Origin of the sequence: Micromonospora terminaliae, from assembly GCF_009671205.1 — a bacterium.
Classification (GTDB): domain Bacteria; phylum Actinomycetota; class Actinomycetes; order Mycobacteriales; family Micromonosporaceae; genus Micromonospora; species Micromonospora terminaliae.
On record NZ_CP045309.1, the window covers coordinates 2,952,471 to 2,977,435 of the forward strand.

Below are 24,965 nucleotides of genomic sequence, written 5' to 3' on the forward strand. Positions count from 1 at the left end.
ACGCTGGTTGACCGAAGGCAAGCAACCTGCTCGTCTTCCGCCGGCCCGCTTCCCGCCAGGGAGTGGGTCCGACTGGATCGGCCCCCTGGGAGTCTGTGTGAAGAACCTCCGTCGCAAGACACTGGCCGCCGCGTCCGCCGCGACGCTCGGCATCGGCCTCGCCCTCACCGGCGGGCTCGCACCGGCGGCGGCCGCCGGACCGGACACCTCGTACCTGGTCCTCGCCCCGCAGGGCGCCAACACCAGCAAGGCCGCCGCCCGCGTGGCGGCCGCCAAGGGCACCGTCGTGGCCTCCTACGACCAGATCGGCGTGCTCGTCGTCCGCTCGACCAACCCGGACTTCGCCACCGAGGTGGCGGGCGCGGGCGTCGAGTCGGTCGCGTCCACCGCCGGCCTGGGCACCGCCCTCGACGAGGGCGAGACCGTGGAGGTCTCCGCGGCCGACGTCGCCAGCGCCACCGGCGACCCGACCAAGGAGCCGCTCTACGGCCAGCAGTGGGACATGGACATGATCCACGTCCCGCAGGCCCACGCGGTCAACAACGGCAGCGCGAACGTCGTCGTCGGCGTGCTGGACAGCGGCATCTCCAGCACCCACCCGGACCTGGCGACCCAGATCGCCAAGGACAAGAGCACGTCCTGCATCGGCGGTGTCACCAACACCACCGAGGCGGCGTGGAACCCGACCACCAGCGACCACGGCACCCACGTGGCCGGCACCATCGCCGCCGCCGTCAACGGCGTCGGCGTGACCGGCATCGCGCCGGGCGTCAAGGTCGCCGCCGTCAAGGTGGTCAACGACGACGGTTACATCTTCCCGGAGGCCGCGGTCTGCGGGTTCCTCTGGGCCGCCGACCACGGGATGCAGCTGACCAACAACAGCTACTACATCGACCCGTGGGAGCTGAACTGCAAGAACGACGCCCGCCAGCGTCCGGTGTGGCAGGCCGTGCAGCGGGCCATCCGCTACTCGCAGTCCAAGGGCGTGCTCAACGTGGCGTCCGCGGGCAACTCCAACTACGACCTGGCGCACAAGATCACGGACACCGGCAGCCCGAACAACGGGACGCCGGAGAACCGTGAGAACCTCACCAACGCCTGCCTCGACCTGCCGGCCGAGGCGCCGGGCGTGGTGACCGTCGGTGCGGTGGGCCCGACCGGGGCGAAGAGCTACTACTCCTCCTACGGCCAGGGTGTCATCGACGTGACGGCGCCGGGTGGCGACACCCGGTACCGGACCCAGGGTGTGCGGTCGACCTCGACCGACGGCATCCTGTCCACCACCTTCAACACCGCCACCCGGACCAACGGGTGGGGGTACAAGCAGGGCACGTCGATGTCCGGCCCGCACGCCACCGGCGTCGCGGCGCTGGCGCTGTCGGCGCACCCGGAGATGACCCCGGGCCAGCTGTCGTCGTTCCTGGAGCGCACGGCGGTCGCGAAGTCCTGCCCGGAGGGCGTCTACAACCCCGTGCCGCTGATCTCGGCGACCGACCCGCACCTGTACGACGCGACCTGCTCCGGCGGTGCGCGTAACGGGTTCTACGGCGCCGGCATGGTCGACGCGTACAACGTGGTGAAGTAGCGGCAGCACCATCCCGTTGGGGCCCGGCGACGTGTCGCCGGGCCCCAACTCGTTTTTCCTGGTCGGGGGCGGGGTAGAGGGAGCGGCATCAGCCGAACCTAGGAGGTACCCCGGTGTCCACCGATGCGATCGTCCTGCTCAAGGAGGACCACAAGGAGATCCGCCGACTCTTCAAGGCCTTCCAGGACGCCGAGGAGGGCCCGGCGAGCGAGCGGCAGAAGCTGGTGAAGCAGATCCTCGAGGCGTTGACGGTGCACACCTACCTCGAGAACGAGGTGATGTACCCCGAGGTCCGCAAGCTCGTACCGGACGTCGAGGACGACATCCTGGAGTCGTACGAGGAGCACCACGTCGCCGACGTGCTCTGCTTCGAGCTGTTCACCATGGACGCCGACGACGAGCGCTACAACGCCAAGACGACGGTGCTGATCGAGAACGTCCTGCACCACGTCGAGGAGGAGGAGCAGGAGTGGTTCCCGAAGGTCCGCGAGGCCCTCGGCCGTAACCAGCTCCAGGAGATCGGCCAGCGCATGATCGATCTGCGCCCGAAGGCGCCGAAGACCCCGGCCGCCCCGAAGGCCCTGAAGAAGTCGCTGGACGCGGTCGTCGCCTGACCCGGCACCACGCGACGGCGGGACCCGGCCGCAGGCCGGGTCCCGCCGTCGTTTCCGCGGTACCCGATGCCGCTGGACGCGCCGGTCACCACGGCGAGCGGACGGTCGGTGGTCGGTCTGCTCATGCTCGTGTCTCCTCTCCCGGACGCGGACCGCGTGGCCCGGCCCCTCCCCCAGGGTTTGCCCAGCCCCGGGCCACCCAACCGCGCCGGCACGCGGCGGAGGTGCGCCCGCCCCGCCCCGGCACACCCGGTAGGATCGGCGCGGGCCGTGACTGGCGCGTGGGGATGGAGAACCATCGGGAAGCGGTCCCGACATGAGGACGCACGCCGAGCGCCTGGGCCTTCCGCACGTCACCAGGAGGTCGCATGTCGCTGAACGCCGAATCCACCGCCTTCCGCAGCGCGCTGGAGGTGATCCGCGCCGTCGAGCCGCGGGTGGCGGACGCCATCGGCGCCGAACTCGCCGACCAGCGCGAGTCGCTCAAGCTCATCGCCAGCGAGAACTATGCCTCCCCGGCCACCCTGCTGGCCATGGGCAACTGGTTCAGCGACAAGTACGCGGAGGGCACCATCGGCCGCCGCTTCTACGCCGGCTGCCAGAACGTCGACACTGTCGAGGCGCTCGCCGCCGAGCACGCGAAGGAGCTGTTCGGGGCCGCCCACGCGTACGTGCAGCCGCACTCCGGCATCGACGCCAACCTGGTCGCCTTCTGGGCGATCCTGGCCGACCGGGTCGAGTCCCCGGCGCTGAAGAAGGCCCAGGTACGCCAGGTCAACGACCTGACCGAGGCGGACTGGTTCGCCCTGCGCCGCGAGCTGGGCAACCAGCGGATGCTCGGCATGTCGCTGGACGCCGGCGGCCACCTCACCCACGGCTTCCGCCCGAACATCTCCGGCAAGATGTTCGACCAGCGCAGCTACGGCACCGACCCGGCCACCGGCCTGATCGACTACGACAAGGTCGCCGAGGCGGCCCGCGAGTTCAAGCCCCTGATCCTGGTCGCCGGCTACTCGGCGTACCCCCGGAAGGTGAACTTCCGGATCATGCGGGAGATCGCCGACTCGGTCGGCGCGACCTTCATGGTCGACATGGCGCACTTCGCGGGCCTCGTCGCCGGCAAGGTCTTCACCGGCGACTTCGACCCGGTGCCGCACGCCCACATCGTCACCACCACCACCCACAAGTCGCTGCGCGGCCCGCGCGGCGGCATGGTGCTCTGCGGCCCGGAGCTGGCCGACCAGGTCGACCGGGGCTGCCCCATGGTGCTCGGCGGTCCGCTGCCGCACGTGATGGCCGCCAAGGCCGTCGCCCTGGCCGAGGCCCGCCGCCCCGACTTCGCCGACTACGCCCAGCGCATCGTCGACAACGCCCAGGCGCTCGCCGAGGGGCTGCTGCGCCGGGGCACGAAGCTCGTCACCGGCGGCACGGACAACCACCTGGTGCTCATCGACGTCTCCGGCTACGGCCTCACCGGCCGGCAGGCCGAGCAGGCGCTGCTCGACTCCGGCATCGTGACCAACCGCAACGCCGTCCCGCAGGACCCGAACGGCGCCTGGTACACCTCCGGCATCCGGATCGGCACCCCGGCGCTCACCACCCGGGGCCTCGGCGGCACCGAGATGGACACCACGGCCGAGCTCATCCACACCGTGCTCAGCCAGACCACCCCGGGCGCCAACGCGGACGGCACCCCGTCCAAGGCCAAGTACGTCCTCGACCCGGCCCTGGCCGAAACGGTCAGCAAGCAGGCCAGCGACCTGCTGAGCGGCTTCCCGCTCTACCCGGCGGTGGACCTGGGCTGACCCGCCACCTGTCACTCCCCCGACGCACCGCCCGGCCCCGGCCGAGCGGTGCGCCGGCCTTCCCGGACCCCGCCGGCCCCCGCCCGCGCCCGCGCCGCGCCCTGCGGCGTTGATCATGAAGTTGTAGCCCTGGAACGCGCCCGCTTTCCCTAGGCAATAACTTCATGATCGACGGGGCGGGGGCAAATCACCTGCCGCCGCAGGCGGCAACCGGCCGCAGCGGCGCTGATCAAGAGGTTTGCGTCAGCGGCAAGCGCGTTCCGAAACGCAAACCTCTTGATCAACGTGGCGGGGCGAGGCCGGACCTCCCGGCGCGGCGGGGTGGGGTGGGGTGCGGCGGGGTGGGGCCGGGTGCGGGGCAGGTCGGCCGCGGAGGTCAGGGGGTGGGGTGGGTTCGGTTGCGGAGGGCGTGGAGGCGGTGGAGGACGTTCGTGCCGCCGCGGCCGAAGTGGTCGTGCAGGGCGCGGTACTCGGCGTACAGCTCGTCGTAGGCGTCGGCGCGGGCCGGGTCCGGGTGCCAGGTCTCGCGGCGCGCCGCGCCCATGGCCGCCGACGCGCTCTCCACGTCCGGGTACGCCCCGGCGGCCACCGCCGCGTGGATTGCCGCGCCCAGCGCCGCCGGGTGCGCGGCGTCCACCACGTGCAGGGGGCGGCGCAGCACGTCGGCGTAGATGCGCAGCAGCAGCCGGTTGGCGGTGAGCCCGCCGGCGGCGGTGAGTTCGTCGACGGGTACGCCGGCGGCCTCGAACGCCTCGACCACGGTGCGGGCGCCGAACGCGGTCGCCTCCAGCAGCGCGCGCCAGATCTCCTCGGGCCGGGTGGCCAGGGTGAGCCCGACGAGCACCCCGCTCAGCGCGTGGTCCATGAGCACCGACCGGTTGCCGCTGTGCCAGTCCAGCGCGAGCAGCCCGTGCCCGCCGACGGGCTGGTCGGCGGCGAGCGAGTCGAGCAGGTCCTGCACGGGCATCCCGCGGCGCGCGGCCTCGGCGGTGTACGACGCGGGCACGGCGCGGTCGACGTACCACGCGAAGATGTCGCCGACGCCGCTCTGGCCGGCCTCGTAGCCCCACCGGCCCGCCGTGACGCCGCCCTGGACGACGCCGCAGACGCCGGGCACCTCGTGGCAGGTGTCCGCGTTCATGATCAGGCAGGTGGAGGTGCCGAGGACGGCGAGCATCCGCCCGGGCGCGACCGAGCGGGCAGCCGCCGCGGTGACGTGGGCGTCGATCGCCCCGGCGGCCACGGCGACGCCGGCGGGCAGGCCCGTCCAGCCGGCCGCCTCGACGGTCAGCGCGCCGGCGCGGGCCGCCGGGGGCAGCAGCGGGCCGTCCACCTTGGGCAGCAGGCCGGGCAACTCGGGGTGCAGGCTGGCGAGGAAGTCGGGCGCCGGTGAGCGCCCGTCCTGGCGCAGCCCCTTGAAGCCGGCGGCCGAGGCGTTGCGCGTCTCCCGGCCGCAGAGCCGCCGGACCAGCCAGTCGGCGGTCTCGACCCAGCGGTCGGCGTGGCGGAAGACCTCCGGATCCTCCTCCAGCACCTCCAGGGCCTTGGCGAGCTGCCACTCGGCGGAGACCCGGCCGCCGTAGCGGGCCAGCCACGGCTCGCCGCGGGCGGCGGCGAGGGTGTTGATCCGCTCGGCCTGCCGCTGCGCCGAGTGGTGCTTCCAGAGCTTCGGCCAGGCGTGCGGCCGGTCCCGGAACTCGGGCAGCTCGGCGAGCGGGGTGCCGTCGGCGCGGGTCGGCAGCACCGTGCAGGAGGTGGCGTCGACGCCGACGCCGACCACCTGGGCCGGGTCGATCCCCGCGGCGCGGACGGCGGCGGGCACGGCGGTGCGCAGCACCTCGACGTGGTCGGCCGGGTCCTGGAGCGCCCAGCCGGGCGGCAGCGCCGGCCCGCCGGGCAGCCGCTCGGTGATCACCCCGTGCCGGTACGCGTGCACGGCGCTGCCCCGCTCGGCGCCGTCGGCCACGTCGACCACCACGGCGCGCCCGGACAGCGTGCCGAAGTCCACGCCGACGACGTACCGGCCCACCCGCTGCTCCTCCCCCTGACCTGGGAGGACACGCTAGCCGGTCAGCGCAGCGGGCGCTTGAGGTGGTAGCGGTGCACCTCGGTGCTGCCCTGCACGTTGTTGACGTCCTCGGCGGCGGAGACCAGCTCCCAGCCCTCCCGGCCGACCCGGTTGAGGTGTGCGATCGCGGTGTCGCCGTAGGCGGTCACGTCGTTGCGGGACCCGTCCGGGCCGTACCAGACGAACGTGACGTGGAAATTGCGGCCCTGCCCCTGATAGCGGCGGACCAGCAACGCGTACTCCCAGGCAACCATCCGTCCATTATCAACGGTGGCCGCGCCGGCCGGGAACACGGGTGGTGGCGGAACGACGACAGCGCGGTGTCAGGCCGGGGCGCCCACCGTGGCCAGTTCGTCGGTGATCAGCGCGGCGAGCCGGTCCAGGCCCAGGTCGATCTGCTCCGGGGTGACCGCGCTGACCGACAGCCGCAACGCGTTCACCGGGGTGCCGGCGTCGTAGAAGTGCGCCATCGGGGTCCACAGCACGCCGTACTCGCGGGCGGAGCGGTGCAGCAGCGCGTCGTCCACCCCGAACGGCACGGTCACCACCACGAAGAAGCCGCCGGCCGGGACGTTCCACCGCACCGGCCCGCCGGCCGGGAAGCGCCGGGCCAGGCCCTCGATCAGGTGCCGCTGGTTGCGGGCGTACGCGGCCCGCTCCCGGGCGTTGGCCGCCACGAGCGAGCAGTCGTGGGCCAGCAGCGCGCCCCCGATCACCGCCTGGCTGATCGGTGACGTGTTCACGGTGACCATGCTCTTGATCTTGGCGAGCTGGTCGGCGAGCGGGCCGACCGTGCCGTCGGAGGCGGCCACCCGCTGGTCGGCGACCACGTAGCCGACCCGGGCGCCGGGCAGCACGGTCTTGGCGAACGAGCCCAGGTAGACCACGCGACGGCCGGTGTCCAGCGCCTTGAGGGTCGGCAGCCGCTCGGTGCCGGCGGCCGGGAACAGCCCGTACGGGTTGTCCTCGACGAGCAGCAGGTCCTCCTCGACGGCCAGGTCGAGCAGCCGCCGCCGGTGCGCCACGTCCATGCTCACGCCGGAGGGGTTGGCGAAGTCGGGCATCACGTAGCAGGCGCGCGGACGCAGCCCCTCGGCCCGGGCGCGTCGCACCTGGGCGCGCAGGTCCGCCAGGTCGACGCCCTCCGGCCCGCCGATGACCGGGCGCACCGGCAGGTCCACGAGGCGGGCCGCGCCGGTCAGCCCCACGTACGTGGGCGCGACCGCGAGCAGCACGTCGTGCGGCCCGGCCCGCAGCGCCCGCAGCACCAGGAACATGGCCTCCTGGCAGCCGACGGTCACCACGATCGACTCCGGGTCGACGGTGAGCCCCTCGTCGACGGCGAGGTTGCGGGCGATGAGGTGGTGCACGATGCCCTTGGTCCGGCCGTACTGCAGCAGCGTCCGGTCGACCTGCTCCCGGCTCAGGCCCAGGTCCTCGGCGAGGTGCCGGCGGAAGGTGTCCAGGTGCCGGTGCAGCAGCGCGGAGTCGAAGAACTCCTCGTAGGGCCGGCCGGCCGCGAGCGACACCGCGTCCGGGTAGTGCTGCGCCACCTCGTTGAGGAAGTTCATCGAGTTCAACGCGGGGTCGTCCACGCTCGGATGCAGGGCCGCGACGGCCAGGTCCACCGGCTCCACGTCAGCCTCCGATCAGGGTGCGCAGCGCGCGTGCGGCGGCCGGGTCGGCGCAGCCGCTGAGGATCAGCGCGTCACGCAGCTCGGCGGCGAGCAGCACCAGGGCCGCCTCGGCGCCGGCCCGCCCGCCGGCCGCCAGGGCCCAGAGCAGCGGCCGGCCGACCAGCACGCCGTCCGCGCCGAGGGCGAGGGCGCGCAGCACGTCCGTGCCGCTGCGCACGCCGCTGTCCAGCAGCACCGCGCAGCGCTCCCCCACCTCGGCGACCACCTCGGGCAGCACGGTCGCGCTGCCCGGCGCGCCGTCGAGCTGCCGGCCGCCGTGGTTGGACACCACCACGGCGTCCACGCCGAGCTCCGCGGCGCGGACCGCGTCGCGCGGGTCCAGGATGCCCTTCACGAGCAACGGCACCGGGGTACGCTCCCGCAGCCAGGCCAGGTCGGCCCAGCTCAGCGCGGGGGCGAAGACCGCGCCGGTGTGCACGGCCACGGCGGACACCCCGGGGGTGCCCTGGTGGGCCAGGTCGTTCCGGCCTCCGGGCAGGTTCGCGGCGGTGATGTGCGGCGGCAGCGCGAAGCCGTTGCGCACGTCGCGCAGCCGCCGGCCGAGCACCGGCACGTCGACGGTCACCATGAGCCCGGCGCAGCCGGCCGCGAGGGCCCGGTCCACCAGGTCGGCCACCATGCCGCGGTCGCGCAGCCAGTAGAGCTGGAACCAGACCGTGCCGCCGACCGCGGCGACGTCCTCGACGGGCGTGCTGGCCAGGGTGCTCGCCACGTAGGGCACGCCGGCCGCGCGGGCGGCCGCCGCAAGCCCCACCTCGCCGTCGGGGTGCAGCAGTCTCTGGTACGCCATGGGCGCGACCGCCACCGGCAGGGCGAACCGGCCGCCGGGCAGCGGGGCCTCGGTGGCCGGGACGTCGACCCCGGCCAGCATCCGGGGCAGCACGGCCACCCGGTCGAGGGCGGCCCGGTTCGCGGCGAGGGTGGTCTCGGTGCCGCTGCCACCCGCCACGAAGTCCCACACCTCGGCGGGGAGCGCCGCCCGAGCCAACTCGGCGAAGTCCGCGAGGCTGGCCGGCGGCACGAACGCGCGCTCGCCGGGTGCCTGCCCCGGCACGGCCGGCTCCGCGGCGCCCTCGACCGGTCGAGGGCCGGTCGGCGTGGCGTCCGGCCGGTCGAGCGGGTGAGGCGTCGCCGGATCCGGGTCGGTCGTCCGGAGGTCAGCCATGGTCCGGTCCGCCCGCCGCCGCGCCGGTCGTCGCGCCGGCCGGGGTGAGCCCGAACCGTGCCCGCAGGAAGGCGGCCACCTGTTCCTGCGCCCGCTTCCCGGCGTCGAACACCCCGGGCATCGCGAAGAAGCCGTGGACCATGCCCTCGTACCGGGTGGCCTCGGTCGCGACGCCGGCCTCGGCCAGCCGCTCGGCGTACCGCTCGCCCTCGTCGCGCAGCGGGTCGTGTTCGGCCGTGATGACCAGCGCCGGAGGCAGTCCCGCGAGGTCCTCGGCGAGCAGCGGCGAGGCGAGCGGGTGGGCCGCGTCGCCGGGGTCGGCGAGGTAGTGCCGGCGGTACCACTCGACCGAGTGCCGGTTGAACAGCAGCGGGTCCTCGTCGCCGGATGGCGCGCGGCGGGGCCGCTGGTCGGTGTTCGGGTAGACCAGCACCTGGGCGGCGAGCCGGGGACCGCCGTCGGCGCGGGCCAGCAGCGTGACCGCGGCGGTCAGGTTGCCGCCCGCGCTGTCCCCGCCCACGGCCAGCCGGTCCGGGTCGACGCGGAACTCCTCGGCGTGCCCGGCCAGCCGGCGCACGGCCGCGGAGCAGTCGTCCACGGCGGCCGGGAAGCGGTGCTCGGGGGCCAGCCGGTAGCCGACGGTGATCGTCTGGCAGCCGGCCAGGTTGACCAGCCGGCGGCAGATGCCGTCGGCCGTGTCCACGCTGCCCAGCGTCCAGCCCCCGCCGAAGAAGTAGACGAGCGTGGGCAGCGGGCCGTCGCCGGCCGGCCGGTGGATCCGCACCGGCAGCGGCCCGCCCGGGCCGGGAAGCTGCGTGTCGCGTACCTCGTGGACGGGCTCGACCGCGCCGGAGCCTGCGCGGATCGCGGCGAGGTCGGCGGCGCGGGCCTGCGCCAGGGTCTGGGTGTAGAGGGGCGCCGTGCCGGCCGCCGCCCGCGCAGCCCGCCAGGCGACCACCTGCGGGTCGAGGGTCATCGGGCCTCCCCCGTCGTCACGAAGAGCTTGTCGATGCCGCGCAGGAACAGACTGCCACTGTAGGAGTAGGGCTGGGTGACCGCCAGACCGGGAAAGCGGGCGAAGAGCCGGGGCAGGGCGAGCCGGCCCTCCAGCCTGGACACCGCCGAACCGAGGCAGAAGTGCAGCCCGACCCCGAAGGCCAGTGACGGCGGGCCGGCGCGGTGCGGGTCGAAGCGGTCCGGGTCGGGGAAACGGGCCGGGTCGCGGTTGGCCGCGGCGATCAGCAGCAGCACGTTCTCGTCCCGCGCCACGGGCACACCGCCCAGCTCGGTGTCGTGCGGCGCGGCGCGGGCCAGGAAGTGCACCGGGCTCTCCATCCGCAGGACCTCGTCCACGCAGCCGCGGGCCAGCCCGTCGTCGCCCGGCAGCGCGGCCACCACGTCCGGGTGGGCCAGCAGCAGCGGCAGGCCGTTGCTGAACATGTAGACGGTGGTGACGAAGCTGGCGTTGAACAGCACGATGAGGTTGCTGATCAGCTCCTCCTCGGTGAGGTCGACGCCGCCCGCGTCCAGCACCTCGACCAGCCCGCTGATCAGATCCTCGCCCGGCTGCTTCCGCCGGTGGGCCAGCAGCTCGCGGTAGTAGCCGCGCAGCTCGTCCGCGGCCTGGTTGGCCCTGGCCAGCCGCTCCGGCGTCTTGCCGGCCACGTCCATGTACTCGTCGATCCAGTCGACCCGCTGCCGGTACCAGGCCAGGTCCGCCGCGGGCAGCCCGATGAACTCGGCCATCACGAGCGCCGGGACCGGGTACGCGAAGTCGGCCACGAAGTCCACCTCGGCGCCGTCCGCGCCGGCCTCGGCCATCCGGTCCAGCCGGTCCTCGACGACCCGCACGATCACCGGTTCCAGCGCGCCCAGCCGGCGCGGGGTGAACGTCTTGGCGAAGACCGCCCGCATCCGGGTGTGGTCCGGCGGGTCGATGAACATCATCGAGGTCAGGAAGGTGCGCAGGATCTCCTGGTCCTGCCAGCCGGGCGGGGCGCCCTTGTACCAGCCCGGGTCGCGCAGCACCTGGTCGACCAGGTCGTAGCCGCCGGCCACGGCGGTGATCGTGCTGTGCTCGGCCCGCTTCGGGACCGCGCTGACGGGCCCGTGCTCGTGCAGGGCCGCGTACCACGGGTACGGGTCCTGGCGCCCCTGCTCGCTGTAGAGGCCGGTCAGGATCTCGTCGACGTCCACGGTTCCTCCCCAGGAAAGACGGCCGGGGGCGGCGTGGTGCCGGTGCCGCCCCCAACCGGTGTCACAGACCGAGCAGTCGCAAGGGCACGGCGTCGGCCATCGCCTGCGCGCCGGCGTCGTTCGGGTGGATGTGGTCCCCGGCGTCGTACGCCGGCAGCAGCCGGCTCGGGTGCGCCGGGTCGCGCAGCACGGCGTCGAAGTCGATCACCCCGTCGAACTCCGCCTGGCCGGGGCCGCGCAGCCAGGTGTTGACCGCCTGCCGGGTGGCGTCCTTCTCCTCGGTCCACACCCCCGGCCCGCCGTTGCCCTCGTACGGGGTGATGGTGCCGACCAGGCTGGTCAGGCCGCGCTCCTGGACCTGCCGGTTGAGCTGGCGCAGCGAGGCGATGATGGCCTCCGCGCTGTCGCCGTTCATCCAGATGTCGTTGATGCCCAGGTGGGTGACGACGGTCCGCACCCCGGTCTGCGGGAAGACGTCCTCGTTGAGCCGGGCCAGCGCGTTCGGGCCCAGCTCGTAGTAGCCGGGGAAGCCGCCCGCGCCGGGCTCGGTGCCCTCGTGGTTGAGCCGGTTGCCGGACAGGCTCAGGTTGAGCACGCCGGGGGTGCGCACCTCGGGACGGGCGTCGATGAGCCGGTCGGCCAGCAGGTCCGGCCAGCGCCGGTCGGCGTTGACCGTGCTGCCGTTGCCGTCGCCGATGGAGTCGCCGAGGACCACCACCGAGCCGGGGCTGAGCCGGCGCTCCACGTCGATGCCGGACAGGAACATCCAGCAGCAGTCGATCTTGCGGGTGAACTCGGGGCTGGTCACGGCGGTGGTGAGGTCGGTCGCGCCGATGAAGTTGGTGACGCGGGACTGCCCGTGGAAGCTGACCGGGCCGGTCAGCACCGGGAAGTACAGGGTGACCACCAGGTCCTCCTGCTCCTCCACCGGGTAGGACAGCGGGTCGCTGAGCAGCTCGGCGCCCTTGTTGATGGTGGTCGAGGAGGCGCCCTGGAAGGTCAGCTCGCGGACGGTGGCCAAGTCGATGTCGGAGCGGTCCTCGGTGGCGGTGTCCGGCCGGGCGACGGTGGCGTGACCGACCTTGACCGCCTGCTCGCCGTAGAGGTTGGTGAGCCGGACCCGGAGCCGGTCGCCGCCCACGGTGGTCTGCACGGTCATCCGGATGCTCTGGTTGTTCAGGCCCGTGTTGGTCAGGCCGACGGTGTTCCCGCGGGTCACCGCGGCGGCCCAGGTCCCGGCCCACTCCGCGCGCCCGTGCCGGGCGCCGTCGGTGTCGGTGGGGCCGGCGCTCGCGGTGACCGCGGGGGTGCCGGCGATCAGCAGTGTCGCGGCGGAAGCTATGACGTGCCATCTCTTCGGGGTCGGCATTGATCTCCCATCGTTGGCAGCCCCGGGTGCGGCGCGATCGGCGCCGCCGCCGGGCGATGGACCGGAAACTAACCGTAGGCGGTGACGAGCGTCAATCAACCTGATCGACATGATCGAATGTCTTCGGGGTGCCACCGAACGCCGTTCGGGCGCTGTCCGCTGGGGACGCCGGCTGCCTAGGCTCGGCACTGGCGGCGGTGCGGTCGCCGGCCCTGGCACCTGCCGTCGCGTCCCGGCTCCGACCTGCCCAGACGATGGGGGTTGCCCGATGACCGACCGGCCGAACTACGTGCACGAGGCGCTGGACCTGTTGGCCGGGTTCGGCGACCGGGAGGCGCTCGTCGGCGGGGGCCGCCGGCTCACCTACCCCGAGGTCACCGCCGAGGTGCGCGGCCTGGCCGGCGCGCTGCTGCGGCACGGCGTACACCCCGGGGACGCGGTGCTCGTGATGCTCGGCAACACCGTGGAGGGGCCACTGCTCCAGCTCGCGCTGCACCTGCTCGGCTGCCGGAGCATGTGGGTCGCCCCGGTCACCTCCCGGCGCGAGGTCGACGAGTTCGTCGCGTTGGCCCGCCCGGACGCCTTCGTGCACGACCCGCGCGACCCGCTCGGCGCGCGGATCGCGGCGGAGCTGACCGGCGTACCGGTGCTCTGCCTCGGCCCCGGCGGCGCGTCACCGGACCTCACGGCCCCTGGCGGCGAGCCGGCCGGACTGCCCGCCACACCGCCCGCACCGGAGTCGTTCCTCCAGACCAGCGGCACCACCGGCACCCCGAAGCTGGTGCACCACCGGGAGAGCTTCTACCGGCAGATCCTCGCCCTGGCCGCCGACTTCCGGGCGGCCGGCTTCCCCCTGCTGCGGCACCTGTCGCACTCGCCCATGTGGCTGGCCAGCGGCCAGATCACCACGCTGTTCAACCTGTTCACCGGCGGGGTGCTGTTCCTCCGCGAGCAGTGGGACCCGGCCGCGTTCATCCGGACCGTCGACACCGAGAAGCTGACGTCCACCTTCGTCACCCCGCCGATGCTCTACGAGGTGCTCGACCACCCGGCCCTCGACGGCGCCGACTTCTCCGCCATGTTCATGTTCAACGTGGGCGCCGGGCCCGCCGCGCCCGCCCGGCTGCGCCAGGCGATCGCCCGCTTCGGCCCGTGCCTGCGCATCGTGTACGGGCTCAGCGAGGCCGTGGTCATCTGCGCCCTGCCGGGGCTCACCGAGGACCCGGAGCACCCGGAGCGGCTGCGCTCGTGCGGCCGCCCGTACGGGGACGTGGCCGTGGAGATCCGCGACGCCGACGGCCGTGTGCTGCCGGCCGGTGTGGACGGCGAGGTGTGGGTACGCACCAACCTGAGCTTCGCGGGCTACCACGGCCAGCCGGAGCTCACCGCCGAGACGCTGGTCGACGGCTGGGTCCGCACCCGCGACATCGGTCACCTCGACGCCGACGGCTACCTCTACCTGGTCGACCGGCTGCAGGACCGCATCCTGACCCGGCAGCGCAGCTGGCCGATCTACTCCCGCCCCATCGAGGACGTGCTCGCCGCCCACCCCGAGGTCCGCGCCGCCGCGGTGATCGGCGTGCCCGACCCGGTCGCCGGGGAGCTGCCGCACGCGTACGTGGTGGCGGCGCCGGGCGCCACGGTGACCGGGGAGGAGCTGATCGCGCTGGTCACCCGGGAGCTGAGCGAGACCTGGGCGCCCGGCGCCGTGGAGTTCCTCGACGCGCTGCCGCTGAACCGCTCCGCCAAGGTCGACAAGCGCGCCCTGCGCGCCCGCTATGCCGCCGCCCACCCGGCCGACGCCGGGGCGCTGGGCACGGTCCTCGGCAGCCGGGCGTGACCCCGCGCCGGGAGCTCTACACGCTGGTCGGCGCCGACCTGCTGTCCAACCTGGGCACCCGGATCTCGGTGGTGGCGATCCCCTGGCTGGTGCTGGAGACCACCGGCAGCCCGACCCGGATGGGCCTGGTCGCGGCGGCGGAGACCCTGCCGTACATGCTCTCCAGCGCGCTGGCCACCCCGTGGGCGGACCGGTTCGGCGTACGCCGTACCTCGGTCGCCGTGGACGCGGCCAGCGCGGCCGCCATGGCGGTCGTGGCGCTGGCGCCCTGGCTCGGGTTCGGCACGCTGCTGGTGCTGGTCGCGGTGGCCGGCGGGCTGCGCGGCATCGGCGACCGGGTCAAGCACGTGCTGTTCAAGCCGGCTGCCGAGCGGGCCGGTGTGCCGCTCATCCGGCTCACCTCCGCCTACGACGGGCTGGCCCGGGGCATGACGCTCTTCGGGGCGGTGCTCGGCGGCCTGCTCATCGACTGGGTGGGCGTGACCCGGGCGATCTGGATCGACGCGGCCACCTTCGCGGCGTGCGCGCTGGTGATCGGGCTGCTGGTCCGCCCGCCCGCGCCGGCCCAGCCGGCGCCCCGGGAGAGCTACCTGCGGGCGCTGCGCGGCGGCTTCGCCTACCTGCGCACCGACCGCACCCTGCTCACCATGCTCATCGTGGTCTCCGCGTCGAACATGTTCGCCAACGCGAGCGTCGCCGTCTGGATCCCGCTCTGGGTGGACCGGGTGCTCGGCGACCCGGCCGGGTTCGGCCTGCTGCTGGGGGTGTTCTCCGCCGGCGCGCTGCTGGGCAACCTGCTCTTCACGGTGGCCGGCACCCGGCTACCCCGGCGGGCGACGTTCGCGCTGGGGCTGGCGCTCAGCGGCGCGCCCCGGCTGCTCGCCCTGGCGCTCAGCGACGACCTCGTGGTGGTGCTCGTCGTGACGTTCGTGTCCGGCATCGCCATCGCGGCGGTGAACCCGCTGCTCGGCGCGGCCCTCTACGAGCGGGTGCCGGAGTCGTTGCAGACCCGGGTGCTGGGCATCTCCGGCTCGGTGGCCTTCCTGGGCCTGCCCGTCGGGGCGCTGCTCGGCGGCTGGTCGGTGGCGGTGCTGGGGCTGACCCCGGCGCTGCTGGTGATGGCGGTGGCCTGCCTCGTGCTCACGGTCGCGCCCCTGCTGGTGGCCCGCCCGCCGACGGAGCGGCCCGCCGCGGAACCGGTGGCCTCCACACCGGCCTGAGGGCGGGCGCGGCGCGGACCGGCCGCCGGGGGCCCGGTCAGCGGTAGCTGAGTTGCACGACGCCGTTGCCGAACCGCCGCTCGGTGCGCAGGTCGAGGTCGAGGCGGGTGCCGGGCGGGAAGAGCGGGCGGCCGGCGCCGAGCACGACCGGGACGACGTAGAGCCGCCACTCGTCGACCAGGCCGTGCCGGGCGAAGGCGGCGGCCAGCTCGGCGCCGCCGAGGGCCATGTCACCGCCCGGCTGCTCCTTGAGCGCGCGCACCTCCTCCGGGACGACCTCGCGCACGATGGTCGAGTTCCAGTCGGCGCGTTCGAGGGTGCGCGAGTAGACGAGCTTCGGCATGTCCCGCCAGATGCCGGCGAACTCGCGCTCCTGGGGCGAGGCGGCCGGATCCTGGTCGGCGGTGGGCCAGTACGACCCCATCAGCTCGTAGTTGCGGCGGCCGTCGAGGAAGGCGGACATGCCGCGCAGCTCGTCGTTGAAGTGCTGGTGCAGCTCGTCGTCGACCCGGTGCCAGCTCAGGTCGCCACCCGGTCCCTCGAAACAGCCGTCGAGCGAGACCGACATGGCCACGATGATCCTGCGCATCCCACTCCGATCGGGCCGGCGGACGGTGCTGCCAGTCTGCCAGGACCTGCCGCCGCACGCGTCCCGCCGGCCGGCAGCGGCGGGCCTCCGGTGCGTACGGGCACCGGTGTCGGTGGGGCGGCGTAGGGTCGGCGCATGGCGACCTGGGACGACGTGCGGCGGATCGCGCTCGCGCTGCCGGAGACCACGGAGCGTGGTTCCTACGACGGCCTGCCGGCCTGGCGGGTCCGCGACAAGTCCTTCGTCTGGGAGCGGCCGCTGCGTCGCGCCGACCTCGACGCGCTCGGCGACGCCGCGCCCGGCGGCCCGGTCCTCGGCGCCCGGGTGCCCGACCTGGGCGCCAAGGAGGCGCTGCTCGCGGACGATCCCGGGGTCTACTTCACCACGCCGCACTTCGAGGGCTACCCGGCGGTGCTGGTCCGGCTCGACCGGATCGGCGTCGAGGAGCTGACCGAGCTGATCACCGAGGCGTGGCACGCGCGCGCCCCGAAGCGGCTTGCCGCCGCCCACCGGGCGGCGGCCGAGTGACCGGGCCGGTGGCCGGCATCGTCTTCGACATGGACGGCACGCTCATCGAGTCGCACGAGGTGGTGCCCGCGGCCTATCGCGCGGCCGTGCGGGCCGGCGGCGGGCCGGAGCGCACCGACGCCGAGGTCATCGCGGCCTACTCGCTCGGCTCGCCCGCCGACCTGCTGACCCACCTGCTGGGGCGCCCGGCCACCGGGGCCGATCTCGACACCTACCACGCCGAGCTGGCCGCCCTCGCCGAGCGGGTCACCGTCTACCCGGGGGTGACGGAGGTGCTCGCCGAGGTCGCCGCCCGGGTGCCGGTGGGCCTGTTCACCGGCGCGAGCCACCGGGCGGCCGAGATCCTGCTCGACCGGGTCGGCCTGCTCGGCCGTTTCCGGGTCGTCCTCGGCGACGACCAGGTCGCCCGCCCGAAGCCGGCGCCGGACGGCGTCGAGCTGGCCTGCCGGCGGCTGGGCGTGGCGCCGGGCCGCGCCGCGTACGTGGGTGACTCGCCGCTGGACCTGCGGGCCGCCCGGGACAGCGGCGCGGTGGCGGTGGCCGCGGCCTGGGGCCACCAGTACGACCCGGCGGAGGCCGCCGACGTCAGCGTGACCCGGCCCGGTGACCTGCTGGCGCTGCTCGGCTGACGGGGCGGCGAAGAGCGCCGTCAGCTCCCGAGGGCCAGGCGCACGGCCGCGTCGGGTGTGGCCGCGTGGACCGGCCCGGGCACCGGGGCGCCGTGGGCGTCGACGACGCGCCAGCCGCCGAGCACCACCACCGGGATCCCGCCGCGCCGCATCGCCAGCGCCACCTCGCTGAGCGTTCCCCAGGAGCCGCCCACGGCGATCACCGCGTCCGCGCTCCACACCAGGATGGCGTTGCGGGCCTGGCCCATGTTGGTCACCACGGAGGCGGACAGCTCCGCGAGGGCCGGAGCGGTGCCGTCGTCGGGGCGTACCCCGATGACCAGGCCGGCGCGGTCGCGGACGCCGGCGGCGACCGCGGCCATCACCCCGCCGCCTCCGCCGCAGAGCACCGTGACGCCGCGCTCGGCCAGCAGCTCCCCCACCCGCCGGGCCTGCGCCGTCTCCTCCGGCGTCGCCTCCGCCGGCCCGCACACCGCCACCTGCACCCCGCCATTGTCCCGGCCCCGGGGCCGCCCGCCGCATGATCGACGGATCCGGTACGGCTGGGCTAGCGTGCGGGGATGGGATCGACGGTGACCGAAGCGACGGACCCGTGGTGCCTGCGCCCGGGTGAGGCCGGCGAGCTGCTGCGCGGGCATCCGTGGCGGCGGTTCGTGGTGCTGGGCGACAGCGTGGCCGAGGGCATGTGCGAGCCGGTCGACGGCTACCCCGACCTGCAGTGGGCCGACCGGATCGGCGCCGAGCTGCGCGCCGTGCGGCCCGAGCTGGCGTACCGGAACCTGGGTCGGCGCGGCCTGCGGGCGCACGAGGTACGGGCGATCCAGTTGGCGCCGGCGCTGGAGCTCGCGCCGGACCTGGCGCTGGTGGTGTGCGGCGGCAACGACGCGTTCCGGCCGGCGTACGACCCGGAGGCGGTGGACGCCGAGCTGACCGCCATGGTCACCGCGCTCCAGGGCGCCGGGGCGGACGTCATCACGGTCGGCATGTTCGACGTGTCGCACAGCCCCGCGGTGCCCGACCCGCTGCGAGCCGGCCTCGGCGAGCGGATGCGCCTGCTGTCGGCCCACACCGGACGGCTGGCGGCGCGGCTCGGCACGCTGCACGTGCACCTCACCGACCACCCGCTCGTCGCGGACCCGTCGCTGTACAGCAGCGACGGCCGGCACGGCAGCGCCCGCAGCGACGCGGTAGCCACGGCGGAGACCCTCCGCGTGCTCGGCAGCCACCTCCGCGCACATGCCTGATCGACGGGTGAGCGTCGTCAACGGAGATCGCTTACCGTCGTCCGCACCCTGTCGAGTGGAGGACCCGCGTGGCTGAGCACGAGACGACCGCCTTCCGGACGTCCCCGGCACGGATGGCCGGACTGCTGCTGCTGATCGGCGCCGTGGGCTGGGTGATCGCCCAGACCACGTTCGCCCTCGTGGCCCGGCACCCGCCGACCGACCTGTCCGGCACGGCGGGCTCGGGGGTGGTGTTCGTGGTCGCCTTCACCGCCCTGTCGTTCGTCTTCCACCGGCGCAACTGGCCGGCGGTCGACGTCACCGGCGCGGGGCTGGGCCTGGCCGACAAGGGGCGGGGGGTAGTCCTCCCGTGGCAGGCGATCGAGTCGGCGGTGATCCGGCACGGCGGCCCGCTCACCACCCTCCGGGTCACGCTGCGCCCGGAGGTGGTCCCGCCCGCGGCCACCCTGCAGCCTCGCGTACGCGCTGGCCGGCCGGAATACCGGATCCACATCGGCGTGCTCCGCCCCTCGGCGAAGGCCCTGCGCACGGCGCTGGCCCGCCACCTGCCCGCCCCCACCTGACCCACCCACACCCACCCGCGCCCCGCTCCCGCCCGACGGGCGTCGATCAAGAGGTTTGCGTCAGGAACCGGGCTCTGGATGACGCCAACTTCTTGATCAACGCCGTCTTGCGGGCGGGTCGGGGGTGAGCAGGCCGGTCAGCAGGCTGCGGAGGGTGCGTTCGAAGAGGTCCTCGGCGGGCGGGGCGGACGGGGGTTCGGCGAACGCGGCGGCCAGGTGCGGGTACGCCGCCAGGTCGACGTGGTCGAACGTGACCGTGCCGGCGGCCGCGGCGCTGCGGGCGAACAGCGAGACCACGCCGGTGACCATGGCGATCGCCTCGAACTTCGCGGCCACCCCGGTCCGGACCGGGCGCAGCAGGCCCAGGCAGGCGTCGAAGTAAGCGAGGGTGTTCGGCCCGGGGACCGTGGGCCGGGTGAGCGCGTCGGGCAGCCACGGGTGGCGCCGGTAGAGCGCCAGCTGCCGGCGGGCCAGCAGCACGAACCGGTCCTGCCAGCTCCCGTCGTCGGCCGGGTACGGGAGAAGCTCGCCCACACACCGGTCGACCATGAGGTCGAGCAGGTCGTCCCGCGAGGACAGATGCCGGTAGAGCGAGCCGGCGGCCATCCCGAGCGCACCGGCGACCGCGCGCATCGACACGGCGCCCAGCCCGTCGGCGTCGGCCAGCGCCACGGCGGCGGCCACGATCTCGTCCCGGCTGTGCGTCGGCGCGGGACCGCGGGCGCCGCGCTGCGGCCGGGTCCAGATCGACCGTCCGGCGGAGTCGCCGTCGGCCGGATTCCTCGGTGCGCCGCTCACCACACCACTGTAAACTGCAAACAGCGTTCGCGGTTTCGCGGGGTCGAAGGGAGCGGTCATGCAGCGGATCACGGCACCGGACGGCGCTGGAATCGTCCTGCACTCGACGGGCAGCGGCCCGGATCTCGTGGTGGTGCACGGGGGCGGGGTCACCGCCCACGAATACCGGCGGCTCGCCGCGCGGCTGGCCGACCGGTTCACCGTGCACCGCTACAACCGGAGGGGCCGGGCGGACGCGGCGCCTCGGCGCGAGCCGTACACGGTGGAGCAGGAGATCGACGACCTCGGCGCGGTGCTCGCGCACACCGGCGCCCGCCGGGCCATCGGGCACAGCTACGGCGCGTTCGTCGTGCTGCGGGCCGCGCTCCGGCTGCCGCTGGACCGGATCGCGGTCTACGACGCCCCGCTCCGCCTGGACGGGCACGGCCTGCCGACGGCGTTCCTCGACCCCGCCGAGGAGGCGGTCCGGGTGGGGAACACCGCGCGGGCGCTCGCCATCGTGGGCGCGGCCGTCAACCCGCAGTCACCGGCGTCGAAGCTGCCGCTCGGCGTGCGGACCGCGATCTGCCGGGCGTTCCTGCGCACCGAGGTGGGGCGGACCATGGGCAGCCTCGTGGGGATGACGCTCGCCGAGTCGCGGCAGATCCAGGCGTACGAGGGACCGGCCGAGGAGTACGCAGGGATCGCCGCCGAGACGCTGCTGATCAGCGGCGCCAAGGCCGCGCCCTACTTCACCGAGATCAACGACCGCCTGGGCGCCGTCATCCCCCGGGCCCGGACCCTGCGCGTCCCGGGCAGCCCCCACAACGGGATCGCGGTGGCACCCCCCGCGCTGATCAACCCCCTCACGGCCTTCTTCACGACCCCCACGGCGCCGGCCACCCAGCGTTGATCAAGAGGTTCGCGTCAGGATTCCGGGCCTGCGAGACGCAAACTTCTTGATCAACGCGGGGCGGGGCGGGCGTCAGTCGGTCAGGAGGATGCCGGTCATGAGGACGCCTCTCGCCAGGTTGAGGACCTCCTCGCAGCCGGGGTAGCCGACCCGGGCCAGGGCGCCGGAGCCGGTTCTGCCGAACAGGTACGGGGCGAGGCTGTACGGGACCTCGGCCGTGATGGTCTCGCCGGTCTCGATCTGCACGAAGTCCATGGCCACCCGGTCGGCCTCGTGGTAGCGCTGGAGGATGTTGCCGCCCGCGTCGACGGCGGCGCGGACACCGTCCTCCCACGCCACCGGGCTCATCTCCCGGCCGATCAGCACCCCGTGCCCGGCCGAGCCGCCGGCCGGCTTGGCGACCAGGTCCGCCTGCTCGGCCAGGGCGCGGTCGAGCTGGTCGGCGGTGAGCGCCACGGTGTGCGGGACGTACCGGCGGATCAGCGCCCGGTCGGCCTCGGGCAGCAGGTCGAGGTCGGCCCAGAGCCAGGCGTAGTTCAGCTTGTTGCTGAGCAGCCAGGCCGCGCTGCTCACGAACATCGGCAGGGTGCCGGCCGCGAGGGCGCCGGCCACCGCGTCCAGGCCGGAGCTGGAGGTGACCCGGTTGGGCACGAAGAGCCGGAACAGGGCGTCCACCGGTGCGCCGCCGACCACGAGCCGGCGCTGCTCGTCCAGCGTGGCGGTGCGGACCGGCGCGATGACCAGGTCGATGCCGAAGCGCTTCGCCTGGTCGGCCAGCGGCGAGAGGATCCGGATGAACGTGTCCGGGTCGTCCAGGCCGGGGTATTCGGCGTCGAAGTCCATGAGCAACGCCACCCGGGCGCCGTCGGGCAGGCCGAGGGTGTCGCGGATCGCCACGAACCGCTGGTCGAGCAGGGACGGCGCGGGGCGGACCGGCAGCCCGTCGAGCAGGCCGTGCTCCCGGTACAGCTCGGCGTACCGGTAGATGACCGTGTCGGCGTCGAAGCCGCCGCCCAGGCTGCTGTCGATGTTGTACTCCACGATGCACGGCACACCGCCGGAGAACAGCACGTCCGGCCGGTACGCGGCCAGCAGCCCCTCGTGCAGCGGCTCGTCCTCGTCGAGCAGCCGGGTCTCCCCCACCGGCACGTCGAGCAGCCGGCGCAGTTCCCCGGCGGTGCGGGCCCGCCGCCGGCAGGCCTCGAGGATGAGCTGGGCGATCCGGTCGCAGACCTCGTTCAGCTCGCGGAACGCGTCGGCCGTGAGCACCGGCGGGCGGGCCAGCCGCCACTGCTTGTTGTACGTGGCCCGGCCGTGGAAGATCTTCTCCCAGGCGCCGGCGCCGGCCGCCACCATCGCCGTACGGGTCGGCTCGGGCAGGTCGGTCCACGCCTGCCCGGCGGGCGGCCACGGGTAGTTCGGGTCCATCGTTCATCCGTCCTTAACGGTCAGTTGGATGGCGGCGGTGAGCTGGTCGCGGCCGGGCTGCACGGCCCGGTCCAGGGCGGGCGCGAAGGGCAGCACGGCGCCGTCCGGGCGGGTGACCCGGCGGGGCGGCGCGGCGAGCGGGACGTGCTCGACGACGGTGGCGATGATCTCCCCGGCGATCCCGCAGGACCGGTTGGAGTCGTCCACCACCACGAGGCGCCCGGTGCGGGACACCGAGTCGAGCAGCCCGTCCCAGTCGAACGGGTACAGCGTGCGCGGGTCGAACACCTCCACGGAGACCTGGCCGGCCAGTTCCTCGGCGACGGCCAGGGCGTCGTGCACGAGGTGCCCGACGGCGACCACCGTGACGTCGGCGCCCGGGCGGCGCACCACGCCCCGTCCCAGCGGCACCGGGGCGAGGTCGGTGACGTCCGCCCGCACGTCGAGCGCCCCGGCGGGGGCGAACACCACGACCGGGTCGTCGCAGCGGATCGCCGAGACCAGCAGCCCGTACGCGTCGGCCGGAGTGGCCGGCACCACGGTGGTCACCCCGACGTGCGCGAAGAGGCCGTACGGGTGGTCGGAGTGCTGCCCGGCCCAGCCGGTGCGGGAGCCGGAGCCGGGCACCAGGTAGGTGACCGGCACCGCGCACTGGCCGCCGGTCATCAGCGGGAACTTGTGGGCGTGGTTGACGATCTGCTCGAAGACCAGGAAGAGCAGCGAGGGGATCTGGAACTCGATCACCGGCCGCGCCCCGGCCAGCGCGGCGCCGGTGGCGAAGCTGGTGAACGCCTGCTCCGACAGGGGCGTGTCGAGGACCCGCTCCGGGCCGAACTTCTTCAGCAGGCCGGTGGTGACACCGGCGGCGGCCACCCGGATGTCCTCGCCGAGCAGGAACACCGACTCGTCGCGAGTCATCTCGTCGGCGAGCGCCCGGGTGAGCGCCCTGCGGTAGGAGAGCCGGGGCATCAGCCACCTCCGGTCCGGGCGGTGAGCCCGCTGGCGTACAGGTGGTCGAGGGCGGTGGCGGGGTCGGGCGCGGGGCCGGCCAGCGCGAAGTCCACCGCCGCGGCGAGGGTGGCCTCGACCTCCGCGTCGACCGCCGCGCGGACCTCGGCGGGCAGCCGGTCGCCCTGGATGAGCACGGGGTCCCGGCGGCGCGCCGCCGCCACCTCCTCGGGCGGGCGGTAGTCGAGGCGTACCCGGTGTTCGAAGGTGTGGTGGGCGTCGAACCGGTAGGTGCGGGCCTCGACCAGTTCGGGGCCGCCGCCGGCGCGCATCCGCGCGACGGCGGCGGCGGTGACCGCGCGTACCTGCTCGGGGTCCTGGCCGTCGACGGCGGTCGCCGGCATGCCGAAGGCGGCGGCGCGGCCGGCGATGGTGCCGGCCACCGCGCCCTCGACCGGCATGGTGGTGGCGTAGCCGTTGTTCTCGCAGACGAACAGCACCGGCACCCGCCAGAGCGCGGCCAGGTTGAACGCTTCGAGGAGCATCCCCTCGTTGACCGCGCCGTCGCCGAAGAAGGTCGCCCCCACCACGTCGTCGCCGCGCCGCCGGCGCGCCCACACCGCTCCGGTGAGGATCGCGCCGGCGGCCCCGACGATGGCGTTGGCGCCGAGCACCCCGACGCCGAGGTCGGCGGCGTGCATCGACCCGCCCCGGCCGCGGTTGAGCCCGGTGACCCGGCCGCACAGCTCGGCGAGCATCCGGGCCGGGTCGGCGCCCTTGGCGAGCACGTGCCCGTGCCCGCGGTGGGTGCCGGTCACCAGGTCCCCGGGGCCCAGCGCCGCGCAGACGCCGGCGGCGACGCCCTCCTGGCCGAGGTACGGGTGGATGCCGCCGACGATCTCACCGGCGTCGACCAGCTCGATGGCCCGCTCCTCGAAGCGGCGGATGAGCCGGACCGTCCGGTAGAGGCCGGCCGGGTCGGGACCGGTCACGCCGGGCGGCCCTCCTTGATCGCGGCCAGGATGTCGTCCCAGAGCCGCGCGCGGGCGGCGAGGGCGGCGTTGACCGTGTCGGCGCACTCCTGCCATTTCCCGTCGTCGTCGCCGCACAGGTCGGCGAGCATCTGCATGGCCATGGGCGTGTGCTGCTCGCCGTCGACCTCGATGTGCCGCTCCAGGTAGTCGACGAACGTGTTGAGCCGGTTGCTGCGCTCGTTGACCGCCACGACCTGGGTGAACATCTCCGGGATGAGGTCCTCCCGGCCGAACGCGAAGGCGGCCGCCTGGCAGTGCACCGGGGTGCTCTCGATGATCCGCCAGGTGGTGGCGGCGAACGCGGCCGAGGGCGCGGGCACGCCCGCCTCGGCCAGCGCCGCGGTGACCGGGCGGCCGGCGCGCAGCAGGTCGACCAGCCGGTCCACGGCCCCGGTGTCGGCCCCAGCCTCCCGCATGCCCCGCACGTACAGCTCGAAGTGGCTGATGTAGCCGTCGCCCAGCTCGTCGCTCTCCTCGACCATGACGATGTCGTTGATGAGGCGGCGGCTGCCGGTCGGGCCGGTGGGGATCCACGGGACGGCCACGCAGGTGAGCTGGCGCTGCAACGACTTCAGCAGCGACATGAAGTCCCACACCGCGAAGACGTGGTGCTCCATGAACGTGACCAGCGCCTCGTGGGTGTCCAGGTTGGCGTAGAGCGGGTGCTTGACCACCACGTCGCGGCGGTCGGTCACGGCCCGCTCCAGCCGCTCGATGCCCGGGTGGGTCCTCCCCCAGTCGTACCGTGACATG

General features: G+C 74.3%; 24 protein-coding genes and 1 riboswitch. Of the genes, 10 read left to right on the plus strand and 14 right to left on the minus strand.

Annotated features, from left to right (window positions below):
• Positions 1-97 precede the first annotated feature (97 nt).
• The 3 genes from GCE86_RS13265 to GCE86_RS13275 all read left to right on the plus strand — a co-directional run bounded on the left by GCE86_RS13265 (position 98) and on the right by GCE86_RS13275 (position 4,004).
• The gene (locus tag GCE86_RS13265; protein ID WP_154227243.1) at positions 98-1,585 is read left to right on the plus strand and encodes a S8 family peptidase; all 1,488 of its coding nucleotides are present in this window, start codon (positions 98-100) and stop codon (positions 1,583-1,585) included.
• A 113-nt stretch (positions 1,586-1,698) separates the two neighbouring features.
• Positions 1,699-2,199, plus strand: coding sequence for a hemerythrin domain-containing protein (locus GCE86_RS13270; protein WP_154227244.1), 501 nt, complete (start codon positions 1,699-1,701; stop codon positions 2,197-2,199).
• Between the two features lie 260 nt (positions 2,200-2,459).
• A riboswitch (ZMP/ZTP riboswitch) is annotated at positions 2,460-2,549 on the plus strand.
• A gap of 18 nt (positions 2,550-2,567) precedes the next feature.
• Positions 2,568-4,004, plus strand: coding sequence for a glycine hydroxymethyltransferase (locus GCE86_RS13275; RefSeq protein WP_154227245.1), 1,437 nt, complete (start codon positions 2,568-2,570; stop codon positions 4,002-4,004).
• A 376-nt stretch (positions 4,005-4,380) separates the two neighbouring features.
• Here GCE86_RS13275 and araB read toward each other — a convergent pair whose 3' ends face one another.
• From araB to GCE86_RS13310, 7 genes are all read right to left on the minus strand, one after another.
• Positions 4,381-6,033 carry a ribulokinase gene (gene araB / locus GCE86_RS13280; protein ID WP_154227246.1) on the minus strand — a complete coding sequence of 551 codons (1,653 nt, stop codon included), beginning with the start codon at positions 6,031-6,033 and terminating at the stop codon, positions 4,381-4,383.
• A gap of 41 nt (positions 6,034-6,074) precedes the next feature.
• On the minus strand, positions 6,075-6,326 hold the full coding sequence (locus GCE86_RS13285) for a hypothetical protein (protein WP_091258764.1): 252 nt from the start codon (positions 6,324-6,326) through the stop codon (positions 6,075-6,077).
• Between the two features lie 69 nt (positions 6,327-6,395).
• Positions 6,396-7,709: an aminotransferase-like domain-containing protein gene (locus GCE86_RS13290; RefSeq protein ID WP_244317286.1), complete on the minus strand. Its 1,314-nt coding sequence runs from the start codon at positions 7,707-7,709 to the stop codon at positions 6,396-6,398.
• 1 nt (position 7,710) lies between these two features.
• Positions 7,711-8,934 (minus strand): alpha-hydroxy acid oxidase, encoded by a 1,224-nt coding sequence (locus tag GCE86_RS13295; protein WP_154227247.1) that lies wholly within the window; start codon positions 8,932-8,934, stop codon positions 7,711-7,713.
• The gene (locus GCE86_RS13300; protein ID WP_154227248.1) at positions 8,927-9,910 is read right to left on the minus strand and encodes an alpha/beta hydrolase; all 984 of its coding nucleotides are present in this window, start codon (positions 9,908-9,910) and stop codon (positions 8,927-8,929) included. The genes GCE86_RS13295 and GCE86_RS13300 overlap by 8 nt, the downstream gene beginning before the upstream one ends.
• On the minus strand, positions 9,907-11,130 hold the full coding sequence (locus GCE86_RS13305) for a cytochrome P450 (RefSeq protein WP_154227249.1): 1,224 nt from the start codon (positions 11,128-11,130) through the stop codon (positions 9,907-9,909). Before GCE86_RS13305 ends, GCE86_RS13300 begins: the two co-directional genes overlap by 4 nt.
• Before the next feature lie 61 nt (positions 11,131-11,191).
• On the minus strand, positions 11,192-12,472 hold the full coding sequence (locus tag GCE86_RS13310) for an SGNH/GDSL hydrolase family protein (protein WP_208818126.1): 1,281 nt from the start codon (positions 12,470-12,472) through the stop codon (positions 11,192-11,194).
• A gap of 295 nt (positions 12,473-12,767) precedes the next feature.
• On the opposite strand from GCE86_RS13310, the gene GCE86_RS13315 reads away from it, so the two are divergent.
• On the plus strand, positions 12,768-14,339 hold the full coding sequence (locus GCE86_RS13315) for a class I adenylate-forming enzyme family protein (protein ID WP_154227251.1): 1,572 nt from the start codon (positions 12,768-12,770) through the stop codon (positions 14,337-14,339).
• Positions 14,336-15,559: an MFS transporter gene (locus GCE86_RS13320; RefSeq protein ID WP_154227252.1), complete on the plus strand. Its 1,224-nt coding sequence runs from the start codon at positions 14,336-14,338 to the stop codon at positions 15,557-15,559. The genes GCE86_RS13315 and GCE86_RS13320 overlap by 4 nt, the downstream gene beginning before the upstream one ends.
• 37 nt (positions 15,560-15,596) lie before the next feature.
• On the opposite strand, the gene GCE86_RS13325 is transcribed toward GCE86_RS13320, so the two are convergent.
• Positions 15,597-16,148, minus strand: a complete 552-nt coding sequence (locus tag GCE86_RS13325; RefSeq protein ID WP_154227253.1) for a dihydrofolate reductase family protein — start codon at positions 16,146-16,148, stop codon at positions 15,597-15,599.
• 135 nt (positions 16,149-16,283) lie between these two features.
• Here GCE86_RS13325 and GCE86_RS13330 point away from each other — a divergent pair, with 135 nt between their 5' ends.
• Positions 16,284-16,676 carry an MmcQ/YjbR family DNA-binding protein gene (locus tag GCE86_RS13330; protein ID WP_154227254.1) on the plus strand — a complete coding sequence of 131 codons (393 nt, stop codon included), beginning with the start codon at positions 16,284-16,286 and terminating at the stop codon, positions 16,674-16,676.
• Positions 16,673-17,305 carry an HAD family hydrolase gene (locus GCE86_RS13335; protein WP_154227255.1) on the plus strand — a complete coding sequence of 211 codons (633 nt, stop codon included), beginning with the start codon at positions 16,673-16,675 and terminating at the stop codon, positions 17,303-17,305. Before GCE86_RS13330 ends, GCE86_RS13335 begins: the two co-directional genes overlap by 4 nt.
• 20 nt (positions 17,306-17,325) lie before the next feature.
• Here the strand turns inward: GCE86_RS13335 and GCE86_RS13340 are convergent, their stop codons facing one another.
• The gene (locus GCE86_RS13340; RefSeq protein ID WP_154227256.1) at positions 17,326-17,790 is read right to left on the minus strand and encodes an SLOG cluster 4 domain-containing protein; all 465 of its coding nucleotides are present in this window, start codon (positions 17,788-17,790) and stop codon (positions 17,326-17,328) included.
• Positions 17,791-17,865: 75 nt separating this feature from the next.
• Between GCE86_RS13340 and GCE86_RS13345 the strand changes: the two genes are divergently transcribed.
• Together GCE86_RS13345 and GCE86_RS13350 are read left to right on the plus strand one after the other, a co-directional pair.
• On the plus strand, positions 17,866-18,549 hold the full coding sequence (locus tag GCE86_RS13345) for an SGNH/GDSL hydrolase family protein (RefSeq protein WP_154227257.1): 684 nt from the start codon (positions 17,866-17,868) through the stop codon (positions 18,547-18,549).
• Positions 18,550-18,617: 68 nt separating this feature from the next.
• Positions 18,618-19,112 carry a hypothetical protein gene (locus GCE86_RS13350; RefSeq protein WP_154227258.1) on the plus strand — a complete coding sequence of 165 codons (495 nt, stop codon included), beginning with the start codon at positions 18,618-18,620 and terminating at the stop codon, positions 19,110-19,112.
• Between the two features lie 96 nt (positions 19,113-19,208).
• Here the strand turns inward: GCE86_RS13350 and GCE86_RS13355 are convergent, their stop codons facing one another.
• Positions 19,209-19,910, minus strand: coding sequence for a TetR/AcrR family transcriptional regulator (locus GCE86_RS13355; RefSeq protein WP_244317287.1), 702 nt, complete (start codon positions 19,908-19,910; stop codon positions 19,209-19,211).
• A 58-nt stretch (positions 19,911-19,968) separates the two neighbouring features.
• On the opposite strand from GCE86_RS13355, the gene GCE86_RS13360 reads away from it, so the two are divergent.
• Positions 19,969-20,802 (plus strand): alpha/beta fold hydrolase, encoded by an 834-nt coding sequence (locus GCE86_RS13360; protein ID WP_154227260.1) that lies wholly within the window; start codon positions 19,969-19,971, stop codon positions 20,800-20,802.
• A gap of 72 nt (positions 20,803-20,874) precedes the next feature.
• Here the strand turns inward: GCE86_RS13360 and GCE86_RS13365 are convergent, their stop codons facing one another.
• From GCE86_RS13365 to GCE86_RS13380, 4 genes are read right to left on the minus strand one after another with little or no spacing between them, the layout of a single operon-like run.
• A complete protein-coding gene (locus GCE86_RS13365) occupies positions 20,875-22,230 on the minus strand; it encodes a hypothetical protein (protein WP_154227261.1) in 1,356 nt (451 codons plus the stop codon).
• 3 nt (positions 22,231-22,233) lie between these two features.
• A complete protein-coding gene (locus GCE86_RS13370) occupies positions 22,234-23,199 on the minus strand; it encodes an alpha-ketoacid dehydrogenase subunit beta (RefSeq protein WP_154227262.1) in 966 nt (321 codons plus the stop codon).
• Positions 23,199-24,170: a thiamine pyrophosphate-dependent dehydrogenase E1 component subunit alpha gene (locus GCE86_RS13375; protein WP_154227263.1), complete on the minus strand. Its 972-nt coding sequence runs from the start codon at positions 24,168-24,170 to the stop codon at positions 23,199-23,201. The genes GCE86_RS13370 and GCE86_RS13375 overlap by 1 nt, the downstream gene beginning before the upstream one ends.
• The gene (locus GCE86_RS13380; RefSeq protein ID WP_154227264.1) at positions 24,167-24,964 is read right to left on the minus strand and encodes a DUF3050 domain-containing protein; all 798 of its coding nucleotides are present in this window, start codon (positions 24,962-24,964) and stop codon (positions 24,167-24,169) included. The genes GCE86_RS13375 and GCE86_RS13380 overlap by 4 nt, the downstream gene beginning before the upstream one ends.
• Position 24,965: the final 1 nt, after the last annotated feature.